The organism is Saccharopolyspora sp. SCSIO 74807 (assembly GCF_037023755.1).
Taxonomy (GTDB): domain Bacteria; phylum Actinomycetota; class Actinomycetes; order Mycobacteriales; family Pseudonocardiaceae; genus Saccharopolyspora_C; species Saccharopolyspora_C galaxeae.
Genome location: NZ_CP146100.1, coordinates 5,976,007 through 5,988,325 on the forward strand (window position 1 = coordinate 5,976,007; position 12,319 = coordinate 5,988,325).

The window sequence follows — 12,319 nt, forward strand, 5'->3', positions numbered from 1 at the left end:
GGCTCGACAGCCGCCGGCCGCAACGAGCGCTGACCCGGTCAGTCCGCCTGGGCCTACCCGGTCTTGGTGAGATCGTTTTCGATCTCCTCCAACGTGCGGTTCTTCGTCTCCGGCAGCCACCGGTAGAGGTAGACCAAGCACAGCACGCCCAGCACGCCGTAGAGCCAGAACACCCCGGACGCGCCGATCGAGTTGATCAGGGTGAGCACCGTCAGCGACACGACGAGGTTCAGGCCCCAGTGCGTGACGATCCCGAACGACGCCGCCTTGCCGCGCACGTTGTTCGGGAAGATCTCGCTGTTCACCAGCCAGATCGCGATCCCGAGGCTGCACGCGAACGCCGACTCGTAAACCATCAGCACGATCAGCAGCGCGACGAACGTCCCGGTGCTCTGCAACGGGAACAGGAAGACCACCCCGAGCGCGGCCAGCGCCACGATGATCACCACGGTGCCGCCGAGGATCCACACCCTGCGGCCCATCCGGTCGATCCACAGCAGCGCGGGGATCGTGAACAGCACGTTGACGATGCCCACCGCCACGGAGACGCCGATGGCGGTGGTCTTCCCATACCCGCCGACGTCCTCCAGGATCGTCGGGACGTAGTAGATGATCGCGTTGACGCCGACGACCTGGCTCGCGCCCGCGGCCACGACACCCACCGAGATCCACCGCCGGAAGCGCGGGCCGAGCAGTTCCCGGTAGGTGATCCGCCCCTCCTCCCGGACGGTCTCGATGATCTCCGCGAGCTCGTCGGCGACGCGTTCCGCCGGACGGGTCCGCGCCAGCACGCCGCGAGCGCGCTCCTGCTCCCCGTTCGCGACGAGCCAGCGCGGGCTCTCGGGCAGGATCAGCACGCCCAGGAACATCAGCACCGCGGGTGCGATGGCCACGCCGATCATCCACCGCCAGCCGCTGGCTTCCCCGGCCAGGCCGTACCCCACGAGGTAGGCGATCAGGATGCCCACGGTGACCATGAACTGGTGCAGGGACACCAGCGCGCCCCGGTTCTTCGGCGGCGACATCTCCGCGATGTAGGTCGGCACCACCAGCGACGAGATGCCGATCGCGACGCCGAGGAAGAACCGCGCGCCGATCAGGAACCCGGTCGCCGGTGCGATCGCGGAAGCGGCCGTGGCCAGCGCGTAGAGCACGGTCACGCCCAGCAGGGTCGTGCGGCGTCCGAAGCGGTCGGACAACGCCCCGCCCGCGATCACCCCGACCACGGCGCCTGCCAGCAGCGAGGCGGTCACCACCTGCTTCATCGTGTCGTCGAGCGCGAAGGCGTCGGTGATGAACGGCAGCGCAGCCGCCACGACGCCGGTGTCGTAACCGAACAGCAAACCGCCGAAGGCCGCGATGACCGATGCGAGCACCACCAGCACCGGGCCGCTGAGCCGCTGCGCGCCGGATCTCTCCGCAGCATCCCCACTTACCATGACCATTTCCCTTCTGCCGCAGGAAGAAGCCGGAAACCCGCGCGTTCCTGGCCGGGACGGCGCTGTTGCGGACCCCCACCGCGGCGATGCCGAGGCGGCGATGCTATCGGCCGAGCGGGCCGGAAGCAGCGGTTCCGGAAGATCCGGTCCCGGAAGGCCCGGTTCCGGAAGGCCCGGTTCCGGAAGGCACCGTCCCCGCCGATCACCTCCGGAGCGGGGCGCACCGCACCGGGCCCGCGAAGGTCGTGCGACTCCCCCATGTGGACTTCCTTTCCGCACGGAGCCGGTGCAGCGGTCTTGGGACCATGGCCCTGGTACCGGCAGTGCCGGACAGAGTGGCACGAGCATTCCGGTCCGTACATCCGCCACTTTCGCAATGGGCATCTCGAAAAGGTGAGTCGGCGAGAACCAGTCCGTTGCGCTTTTCGGCGCACACTCGGCGAATTTTGACCGATCTGCTCAAAATCGGCCGGTACCCGGAAAGCGAAAGCCGGTGGTCCCGCTCAATGCTCGCCGCCGGCCCGCTCACCCCTGCTCCTGCAGGTCGAGGAAGACCCAGCGGCCCTCTGGCGCGAGGCCGGACAACCACTTGCCGCAGTTCTGCAGCACGAGCGGTCCGGAAGTGACGTGCTGCGTACCGGCGTGCAGATCGCGGAAGAAGCGTTGCAGCGAGCCGCTTCGCAACCCGGCGGTACCGGACCACTTGTACACGGTCTGCCCGACCGCGTGCGCCGACCAGGTCGCGTTGCTCAGCGCGAGCCGGCTGAGCGTTTCCTGCTCCGTGGACAGCATCCCGCCGCGGTCGAGCGCGTCCTCGTTGCCCGCCCACACTTCCATCGCCCACGCGCGCGCCGCGCGAAGCTTCGCCTCCGCCTGCGCGTACTCCGCGTAGAAGTGGTCGGTGTCCACCGTCGCGCCCGGTGCACCGGACTTCTTCGCGGCCAGTTCGCGCAGCTCGTCCAGCAGCCGCCTGCCGACTCCGAGCGCCCAGCCGGTGTGGATGATGCAGGCCATGTTCAACAGGCCGACGCGGTAGAGCGCGCCGCCGTGGCGCGCGTCCGTGGTCGCGATTCCGTGCGAGTGGGTGTCGGGCACGAACACGTCCTCGCAGACGTAATCGATGCTCGCGGTGGCGCGCAGGCCCAGCACATCCCAATTGTCGATGAGCGTCACCTGTTCCAGCGGCAGCGCGAAGATGAACGCCTCGCCCGTTTCCGCGCACCGCGCCGAGGTGTGGATGTGGCTGGCCATCGAAACGCCCGAGGCGAAATGCCAGTGCCCGCTGATCCGGTGACCGCCGTCCACCCGAACCGCATCCCCCATTTTGGTCCCCTGCCCGGCGAACAATGCGTGCCGCCCGTTGCGGGCATCGGGGAACAACTCGGCTGCCGCGGCCGGGCCCAGCAAGCCCGCCGTCGTGCCGGTGAGCATCTGCAGCGCCATGAACACCCAGCCCGCCGAGGCGTCCGCGTAAGCGACCCGCGCGACGGTGTCGATGATCTGGCGCGGCGCGAACTCGTAGCCGCCGAGCTCCCGCGGAATGCTGGTCAGGAACGCGCCACTGCCCCACAACGCCGCGGCGACCTCGTCGGTGAGGCGGCCGAGTTCCTCGCTCGCCGCGGCCTGCTCCTGCAGCAGCGGCGCGATGTCGTCGAGCCGGGCGGACAGCGCCTCGAATTCGGGACTGGTGTGCAGTTGTGCCATGATGATCCATTCTTCGGCGAAAGCGGTACGCGGATCGAGCAGGCCGAGATCGAGAAAGCCGGGACCGAGAAAGCCGGGACCGAGAAAGCCGGGCCGGGAATGCCGGATTCGCCGGATACACTTGCAAGATCAGAGCGTGGAACTCCCGCTCGATCATCGATAGCCGAGGAACTCGGCTCCACCCCAGTAGCCGACGAGACCCAGTAGCCGACGGGATCTCGCGCCCGCACTCGAACTCATCAGAACGCTGAAACGGATATTTAACCATCGATCATCGGACGGTGTCGACAACATCAACGCGACGCACCCGAACGGCCGCTGGAACGATCAACGGGGTCGGCGCCTTGACGCCACCCGCGCGGTGAAATCTAATCGCCCCGAGGTACCGGCTGGCACGACCTGCACATCAGCGAGGACGCCCCGGCACGGGGCGGACCGACCAGCGACTCCGCACGATCCCGATGCGAGACCCGCGCCGACGCTCCCGCGATCAAGAACGGACGACCGAGAACGGGCGATCACGGAAAACGGGCGAAAACCGGGAGCAGGCGGGGAAGGAGAGCGGCAGGTGACCACGATCGACCCGCATCCGCGCGGCGCCGCACCATTCGACACCTCCGGCACGTTCCGCGACGAGCAGGGCGTGGCCCACTACGCGGGCCTCCCCTCCTCGCTCGTGGAGATGTTCCGCGCCACCGTCCGCGACCATCCCGGCCAGGAAGCCCTCGTCGAGGTCGACGGCGAGCGGCTGACCTACCAGCAGCTCTGGGACCGGGCGGCGCGGGTGGCCGGCGGGCTGCGCGCGGCAGGCGTCGAGCGCGGTGACCGGGTCGCCAACCTGCTGCCCGCCGGAGTCGGCTGGGTGCTCGGTTTCCTCGGCACGCAACTCGCCGGGGCGGTCGCGGTGCCGGTGAACATCCGCTTCGCCCAGCCCGAGATCGACTACGTGCTGGCGGACTCCGGCGCCAAAACCGTGCTGCGCCCGGAAGCCCCGCTGCCGGACGGCGAGCCGTACGCGGCCGGTGACCTGCAGATCGACGAGCTGGCGGCGATCTTCTACACCAGCGGCACGACGGGCTTCCCGAAGGGGGCGATGACCACCCACGAGAACTTCCTGTCCAATGTGGAGACCGTGCTGCGGGTGCACGGGATCGACCGGGCGGAAGGCCCGCGGCAGCGGAACCTGATCTCGGTGCCGCTGTTCCACGTCACCGGCTGCAACACCCAGTTGCTCGTCCAGATCGCGCTGGGCGGCACCACCGTGGTGCTGCCCGCGTTCCACGTGCGGCCGTTCCTGCGCACGATCGTCGACGAGCGGATCAACGTGCTCACCAGCGTGCCCGCGATCTACGCGCTGGCGCTGAGCCAGCCCGACTTCGCGGATTTCGACGTGCGAGCGGTGACCCGCGTCGGCTACGGCGGATCGCCGATCGCGCCCTCGCTGGTGGAGCGCATCAAGGCGGCGTTCCCGCAGGCCCGCGTGGGCAACGGCTTCGGGCTCACCGAGACGTCCTCGATCGCGACCTACCTGCCGCACGAGTGGGCGACCGAGCACACCGATTCCGTCGGCTTCGCCGCGCCCGTGGTCGATCTGGCGCTGCACGAGCCGGATTCCGCCGGTGTGGGCGAGCTGCTCATCCGCGGGCCGAACGTCGTCGCCGGGTACTGGAACAAGCCGGAGGCGACCGGCCGCACGTTCGCCGGTTCCTGGTTGCACAGCGGCGACCTCGCCCGCATCGACGAGGACGGGCTGGTGCACGTCGTCGACCGCGCGAAGGACATGATCAACCGCGGCGGCGAGAACGTGTACTCCGTCGAAGTGGAGAACGCGCTGGCCAGCGCGCCCGGTGTGGCCGACGCCGCGGTGGTGGGCGTACCGGACGACGTGCTCGGCGAGAAGGTGGGCGCCGTCGTCGTAGCCGCGTCCGAGGACGAGCGGCTTTCGGTGCCCGCGGTGCTGGACCACCTCGCCGCCTCGCTCGCGGACTTCAAGATCCCGCAGTACGTCCACGTGCGCACCGAACCGCTCCCGCGCAACCCCGGCGGCAAGCTGCTGAAGCGGCAGCTGCGCGAGCAGACCGCGTGGGGCGCTCCCGTGCGCGGGCGCTGAGCGACCTGGCCGTCGCGGGGCGGTCCGACGTGGACGAACAGCGATGTGGGTGAGCGTCCTTCGCCCGGGCGGGAATTCCGGCGGGCGGACGAGCCCGGTGTCCGGGAGTCTGCCGATGCACGGTGTCGTACGCCTAGGGGAGGGAGAACGACAGTGCTCACCACGAAGAAAATCCTTGTCACCGCGGGTTTCGTCGGCGCGGCCATGCTCGGATCGGCCGGGGCCGCCGGGGCCGTGGACTTCCACGAGTGCATCGACGGCGGCGGGATCGGGACGCCGGCGCTGGACGTCACCAACGACGACCCGATCATGTTGTGCTCGGGTGGCGAGCACGACCAAGTGGAGATCGATTCCGGTGTGGGCGGTCTCGACGCGCTGCACTCGCTCGGCGGCTAAGGGCTCGGCAGCTGACGAGCAGGGCGGCTGAGGGGTTCGACAGCGTGGTGGCCGGTCCCGGCGGGGCCGGCCCACCTGCGGGCGAAAGCAGCTGAGCCACCCGCTGCCGACGCGAAAGTGCCCGGTCCCGCTCGTGGGGCCGGGCACTTTCGCGTTTCCGGAGGCAGGCGGCGCGCCTGCGGCGGACGTCAGCTCAGGATCTCCTCGGCGCAACGCTCGCCGATCATGATCGACGGGGCGTTCGTGTTGCCACCCGTGATGGAGGGGATGACCGAGGCGTCGGCGACCCGCAGCCCCTCGACGCCGCGGACCTTCAGGTCCGGGCCGACCACCGCCCGCTCGTCCGCGCCCATCCGGCAGGTGCCGACGGGGTGGTACACGCTGTGCACGAAGTTGGGCAGTGCCCGGCGCATCTCCTGCTCGTCGCGGTATTGCTCGCCCGGCCCGATCTCGCCCTGGCTGTCCCCGACACCCGCCATCGTCTCCCGCACCATCCGGACGCCTTCCAGCAGCACCTCGGTGTCCTGCGGCTCCTTCAGGTACGCGGGATCGATCAGCGGTGCCGCCTTCGGGTCGGCGCTGCCCAGCCGGACGGTCCCGCGGCTTTGCGGATAGATCAGCGTGGGGAACACGCTCTGCCCGGGTTTGCTGGTGGGCGGGCGGACCATCTTGTCGGAGTCCTGGTTCGGGATCGGGTAAACCCAGTACAGGCTCAGCAGCTGCAAGTCGGGCACCGAACCGGCGTAGGAGGTGCGCACGAAACCGGACGCCTCGAACTGCGAGCCCGCAGCCCATCCCGAGCCCGGCCGGAACCACTCCCGCAGCAGGCCGCGGGCGAAGTAGGAGGCGGTCGGTTTGCGCAGCGCCGAGTCCATCCGGAACGACACCGGAACGAACAGGTGATCGTGGAGGTTGTCGCCGACCGGCAGCTCCGAGCGCGGTTCGATGCCGTGGGAGCGCAGGTGCTCGGCAGGACCGATGCCCGAGAGCATCAGGATCTGCGGGGAGCCGAACACGCCCGCCGACAGCACCACCTCGCGGCCTGCGCTGATCACCTTCTTGTCGCCGCGCTTGTCGGCGACCTCGATGCCGGTCGCACGCGAACCGCTGAAGACCACCTTGGCGACGGTGGCGTCGGTGAGCACCACCAGGTTGCCCGGCCGGTCGTCGTGCAAGTAGCCCTTGGACGACGAGTAGCGCACGCCGCGATCGGCGCTGAGCTGGAACGGCGCGATGCCTTCCTGGCTTTCGCCGTTGTAGTCGTCGATCCGCGGCACGCCGAGGCGGCTGGTGGCGGCGTCCATGAAGTCGCGTGCGGCGCCGGTCAGCTCGCGGACCTTCCGGACCCGGATGGGACCACCGCCGCCGCGGAGCTCGGACTCGCCGCCCTCCCAGTCCTCGAGCCGTTTGAACGCGGGCAGCACGTCGTCGTAGGACCAGCCCTTGCAGCCGTCGGCCGCCCAGTCGTCGTAGTTCTTGCGGTTGCCGCGCACGAACAGCATGCCGTTTACCGAGCTGGACCCGCCGAGCACGCGACCGCGGGTCTGCGGGATCACCCGCTGCCACGCGTCGGATTGCGGAACCGACTTGTAGCCCCAGTCGAAGTGCTTCTTGAGCTGCGGGGTCGACTGCAGCGGCGCGATGGCGCCCGGGATGCTCAGCAGGCTCTTCAGCGGGCCCCGGTCATCGCGCGGCCCCGCTTCGACCAGGACCACGGATGATCCGCTCTCGGCGAGCCTGCGCGCGACCGCGCAGCCCGCGCTGCCGGCGCCCACCACGACGTAGTCAGCCTGAGACATCTTGGCGCCCTTCTCCGTCGGTCCGCGTGCAGCGACGCGATCTCCCGACGAAGAGTAGAACTCGTTCTAACGACTGTCCATGGGCAGCGCGCGCTCCGCACCGCGATCCGGCGGCGATCTGAACCGAACCGGAAAACCCGGACGACCGCGAAACGAGCCTTGCACTGCCGTACCCGCGCCTCTACAGTCCGCGGATATGCCACGACGCCGCTCGTGCAGCGAACACCGCTGCTGAATTAGAACCTGTTATATAGGCCAGCAGCCGCTGGCGGCTCCAGCTCGCGTGCGGCGGAACCCGCCCGCACGCGCCGTCCCCGGAGGCAAGCCGATGGCCATCGTGAACCCGCTCCCCAGCGCACCCGACGGGCACCGGCGCCTGCGCCTGGACAGTCCGGTGGACCAGCAGTGCGTCGGCGAACTCGACATCAGCAGCAAGGACGACGTCGACCACGCGATCAGCCGCGCGCGGGCGGCGCAGGCCGCTTGGGCGGCCCGCCCGGTCAAGGAACGCGCCGCGATCGTTCGCTCGGCCGTCGACGAACTGGTCGCGCGCCGCGACGAGATCATCGCGACGTTGCAGGCCGAGACCGGCAAGCCGCGCGCCGAAGCGCTCGCGATCGAGATCGTGCCCGCCTGCGACTTCCTCAACCACTGGAGCAGCCGGGCGCACCGGGACCTGCGCGACGAGCGCCGCAAGGTGCACGGTTACATCCGCCCGCTGAAGAAGCTGCGGATCCACTACCAGCCGCTCGGCGTGGTCGGCGTGATCACGCCGTGGAACGCGCCCTTCGTGCTGTCGCTGAATCCCGTGGTTCAAGCGCTGCTGGCGGGCAACGGGGTGGTGCTCAAACCCTCGGAGATGACTCCGCGATCGGCCGAGTGGGCGGTGCGGATCCTGCACGCGGCCGGCGTTCCCGAGGACCTGGTGCAGGTCGTGCACGGCGACGGTGAGACCGGCGCCGCACTGGTCGACGGCCAGGTCGACAAGATCTCGTTCACCGGCAGCGTGCCCACCGGGCGCACCATCGCGGCGCGCAGCGCGCAGCGGCTCATCCCGTGCACCCTGGAGCTGGGCGGCAAGGACGCGATGATCGTCTGCGCGGACGCCGATCTGGAGCGAGCCGCCAACGGCGCGGTGTACCTGTCGATGTTCAACACCGGTCAGGTCTGCCTCAGCGTCGAGCGGATCTACGTGGCAGACGAGGTCGCCGACGAATTCATCCGCCTGGTGCGGGAAAAAGCGGCAGCGATCAGCTACGGCGCAGGCGACAAGGACATGGGCCCGCTGTTCTCGGACAAGCAGCTCGACGTGGTCACCCGGCACGTCCGGGACGCCGGGGAGAAGGGCGCCACCATCGCCGTCGGCGGCGAGCGCGGGTCCGCGGAGGGCCTGTACTTCCAGCCCACGGTCGTCGTCGGCGCTGCGCACGACATGGACATCATGCGGGAGGAGACCTTCGGGCCGGTGGCGGCCATCATGCGCGTGCGCGACGACGAGGAAGCGGTCCGCCGGGCCAACGACACCGCGTACGGCCTCGGCGGGAGCGTGTTCACCAAGAGCACGGCGAAGGCCAGGGACATCGCGGCGCGCCTGACGACCGGCTCGGTGGTGCACAACGACGCGGCCGTGATCTATGGCGTGACCGAAGCCCCGTTCGGCGGCCGCAAGGACAGCGGTCTCGGGCAGGTCAACGGCACCGACGCGTTGCGCGGGTTCACCCACCCCCAGCCGCTGCTGCTGAGCCGTTGGCCGCTGAAGAAGGAGAACATCTGGTACCCCTACACGCCCAGCGTGGTCCGCAACCTCGACTCGCTGGTGCGCTACGGATTCGGCAACCGCATCGTGCGGCGGTTCCTGTCGTGACCGCGGATCAGGGCAGGAGTTCCGCGAGCGGCGCGGGCTTGCCCAGGTAGAAGCCCTGCACCTGATCGCAGCCGAGTTCGCGCAGCAGCTGGAGCTGGCGAGGCGTCTCGACGCCTTCGCCCACCACCTCCAGACCGACCGCGTGCGCCATGGCGACGATGCTGGTGACGATGACCCCGAGCCGATCGGACTCGCCGAGTTCGGTCACGAACGACCGGTCGATCTTGAGGGTGTCCACCGGCAGCCGCCACAGCTGTGCCAGCGAGGAGTTGCCGGTGCCGAAGTCGTCGATGGCCAGCCGCACGCCCAGCTCGCGCAGGCCGTTGAGCATCCGGTTCGCCGCATCCGGGTCGTGGATGAGCGCGTGCTCGGTGATCTCGAAGCACAGCGCGTGCGCGGGCAGGCCGGACTCGGCCAGCGCCTGCCGCACGAGCTCGGGAAGCCGGTGGTCTTCGAGCTGGCGGGGTGAGAGGTTCACGTTCAGCCGCAGGTCGATCCGGTGGCGGCGGCGTTCGGCGGCGAGTTGGCGGGCCGCCACGCGAAGCATGTGCGCGCCGATGTGGTCGATCAGGTCGCTTTCCTCGGCCAGCGGGATGAACTCGCCCGGCGAGACCGTCCCGTGCACCGGATGCGCCCAGCGCAGCAGCGCTTCCACGACCGCCGTGCGCCCGCTGGCCGCATCGACGATGGGCTGGTAGGCGACCCAGAGCTGGTCCTGCTCCACGGCGTGGCGGAGATCCTGTTCCAGCGCCATGTTGCGCTGCACGCGTTCCCGCAACTCCACGCCGAAGAACGCGCACCGGGCGCCGCCGCGCGTTTTGGCCTGGTACATCGCGACATCCGCATCGCGCAGGACGTCCTGGGCGACGCGCGCATCGCCCGGCCGGGAGACCACCACCCCGATGCTCCCGGCGACGTGCAGTCGCCTGCCCTGCACGTGGATCGGCTCGGTGAGCGTCGCCAGCAGCCGGTCGCCGAATTCGCCGAGCACCGCCTCATCGCCTTCGCCGTGCACTACGACGAACTCGTCGCCGCCGAGCCTGCCGACCAGAGCCTCGTCGGGCGCGGTGCGCACCAGCCGCTCCCCGACGACCCGCAGCACCTCGTCGCCCGTGGCGTGGCCGAGGGAGTCGTTGATGCGCTTGAAGTTGTCCAGGTCCAGGAACAGCATGGCCAGCGGCAGCGGCTCCCGCGGCCCTGCCAGGTGCTGCAGGACCCGCGTGCGGTTCGCAAGCCCGGTCAGCGGGTCGTGGTTGGCCTCGTACTCCAGGCGTTCCCGGTTGGCCCGGGCCTCGGTGATGTCGGTGAACGAGGTGACCACCCGGTGCGGCGGGTTCTCCAGCGGGCTCAGCGGGCGGGAGTTCATCGCCAGCCAAGCCCAGCGCCCGTCCGGGCGCTCCAGGCGCAGCACGCGCCAGCGCTGCGGTCGCCCCGTGCGCTGAGTCGTCCGGGACGGTTTCTCGCCCGGCCGCAGCTCGGTCCCGGTCTCGTCGAACAGGCGCCAGGGATCGATGGGCGAGCCGACGATCGCCGAGAGGTCCGCGCCCAGCACCCGCCCGGCCGCGGGATTGGCCGATTCGACGATCCCGTCCGGGCCCACCACGATGACGCCCTCGTCGAGCGTGTCGACCACGGTGGCGAAGTCCTGCTCGGCGCGCCGCCGCGCGGTTTCGTCGCCGCACACGAGCACGTATCCGGAGCCCATCTCGGCCGCCGACAGCCGGATCACGAGCGCGGAGCCGTCGCTGTGCCGGTGCCGGGTCTCGGTGGCGCCGCCGATGGCGAGCACCTCGGCGGGTTGCAGGGGTGCGCCGACGAGTTCGGCGACGTGCCTGCCCAGCGCCTGCTGCGCGGTCACCCCGTAGACCTCCTCGGCAGCGGGGTTCCAGCTGGTGACCAGCCCTTGGCGATCCGTCGCGATGATCGCGTCGTTGACGTGCTGCACCAGCGCCGCCTGGTAGCGCAGCGCGGCCTCGGCCGCCTTCTGCGCGGTGACGTCGCGGGCGACGACCTGCAGCGCCGGTGCGCCTTCCCAGCTGGTCAGCACCGATACCAGTTCCACCGGTACCGGGACGCCGTCGAGGCGCCGCAGGTCGGCTTGCGACCGCGCGGTGGCGGCACCGGGGTAGGTCAGCGACCGGATCCGCTCGCGCATCTCCGGGATGGTGGCCGGGGCGACGATGTCGGTGAGGTCGCGCCCGACGAGCTGTTCGCTGGAGTCGGCGCCGAGGATGGTGCGCGCGGCCGTGTTGGCGTACCTGATGATCTCGTGCTGGTGCACCAGGATCACGTCCGGGCTGAGTTCGACCAGCAGCCGGTAGCGCCCGGCGAGATCGGCCAGCGCCCGCCTGTCCCGGTGCAGCGCGGTGATGTCCCGGACGAGCCCGATCAGCCCGCCGGACCGGCCCGTCGGGCGGGCGTGGAAGTGCAGCACCCGGACTTCCCCGTCCGGGCCGGAGACCTGGTGCTCCAGGTCGAGCTCCTGTCCCCGGGCGGTCGTGTCCGCGCCTGCCCGGAAGGGTTCGAGCAGTTCCAGCAACCGGGCCTGCACGTCGCGCTCGGCGCGACCGGCCATTCCCAGCAGCTCGTCCATGCCCGGCATCCACGCCACGTCCGCGCCTGCGTGCTCGATCGACCAGCCGACCGCGTTGTGCACGGCGAGCGCGAGATCGAGGAATTGCTGGTCGAGATCGTCCGGGGACCGGCTCGCGCGCGGATCGAATTCCATGATCAGTCCAGTTGCGACTTCGGGGACATCCCGGCACGGCTGGACACTCCCCGAGTCCACGACGAACTGGCGCACTGCGCAAGTCGCTCGTCCTGCCCCGATCGGCCCAGGGGCTCCCACGATTCCATTGCGCCAACCGGCCGCAGCAGCCGGGGCCCGATCTTCGGAATACCCGGGAAGACCGCGAATTTGAACACATACAGCGATAGCGGATGTTCACTGGAGAACGATCTTAGTCTTTGTGGGTTTATGAATGAGCGACGACGAGCACATTTGGTA

The 12,319-nt window shown here is 69.9% G+C and carries 7 protein-coding genes; 3 read left to right on the top strand and 4 right to left on the bottom strand.

All coding sequences use genetic code 11. The features are described 5' to 3' along the window. Positions 1 to 53 precede the first annotated feature (53 nt). Both V1457_RS27355 and V1457_RS27360 read right to left on the bottom strand, forming a co-directional pair. On the bottom strand, positions 54 to 1,439 hold the full coding sequence (locus V1457_RS27355; protein WP_338597869.1) for a sugar porter family MFS transporter: 1,386 nt from the start codon (positions 1,437 to 1,439) through the stop codon (positions 54 to 56). A 525-nt stretch (positions 1,440 to 1,964) separates the two neighbouring features. Beyond that, positions 1,965 to 3,143, bottom strand: coding sequence for an acyl-CoA dehydrogenase (locus V1457_RS27360; protein WP_338597870.1), 1,179 nt, complete (start codon positions 3,141 to 3,143; stop codon positions 1,965 to 1,967). A 568-nt stretch (positions 3,144 to 3,711) separates the two neighbouring features. Here V1457_RS27360 and V1457_RS27365 point away from each other — a divergent pair. Next, positions 3,712 to 5,253: an AMP-binding protein gene (locus V1457_RS27365; protein WP_338597871.1), complete on the top strand. Its 1,542-nt coding sequence runs from the start codon at positions 3,712 to 3,714 to the stop codon at positions 5,251 to 5,253. A gap of 153 nt (positions 5,254 to 5,406) precedes the next feature. Continuing rightward, a complete protein-coding gene (locus tag V1457_RS27370) occupies positions 5,407 to 5,649 on the top strand; it encodes a hypothetical protein (protein ID WP_295143518.1) in 243 nt (80 codons plus the stop codon). Positions 5,650 to 5,837: 188 nt separating this feature from the next. On the opposite strand, the gene V1457_RS27375 is transcribed toward V1457_RS27370, so the two are convergent. Continuing rightward, complete coding sequence (locus V1457_RS27375) at positions 5,838 to 7,448, bottom strand: FAD-dependent oxidoreductase (protein ID WP_338597872.1); 1,611 nt, start codon at positions 7,446 to 7,448, stop codon at positions 5,838 to 5,840. 328 nt (positions 7,449 to 7,776) lie between these two features. Between V1457_RS27375 and V1457_RS27380 the strand changes: the two genes are divergently transcribed. Further along, positions 7,777 to 9,312: an aldehyde dehydrogenase family protein gene (locus V1457_RS27380; protein ID WP_338597874.1), complete on the top strand. Its 1,536-nt coding sequence runs from the start codon at positions 7,777 to 7,779 to the stop codon at positions 9,310 to 9,312. Between the two features lie 7 nt (positions 9,313 to 9,319). Here the strand turns inward: V1457_RS27380 and V1457_RS27385 are convergent, their stop codons facing one another. After that, positions 9,320 to 12,040: an EAL domain-containing protein gene (locus V1457_RS27385; RefSeq protein ID WP_338597875.1), complete on the bottom strand. Its 2,721-nt coding sequence runs from the start codon at positions 12,038 to 12,040 to the stop codon at positions 9,320 to 9,322. Positions 12,041 to 12,319 lie beyond the last annotated feature (279 nt).

Coding starts and splice junctions, on each gene's coding strand:
- V1457_RS27355 (WP_338597869.1), bottom strand. CDS start 1,439: ATGGTAAGTGGGGATGCTGCGGAGAGATCCGGCGCGCAGCGGCTCAGC.
- V1457_RS27360 (WP_338597870.1), bottom strand. CDS start 3,143: ATGGCACAACTGCACACCAGTCCCGAATTCGAGGCGCTGTCCGCCCGG.
- V1457_RS27375 (WP_338597872.1), bottom strand. CDS start 7,448: ATGTCTCAGGCTGACTACGTCGTGGTGGGCGCCGGCAGCGCGGGCTGC.
- V1457_RS27380 (WP_338597874.1), top strand. CDS start 7,777: ATGGCCATCGTGAACCCGCTCCCCAGCGCACCCGACGGGCACCGGCGC.
- V1457_RS27385 (WP_338597875.1), bottom strand. CDS start 12,040: ATGGAATTCGATCCGCGCGCGAGCCGGTCCCCGGACGATCTCGACCAG.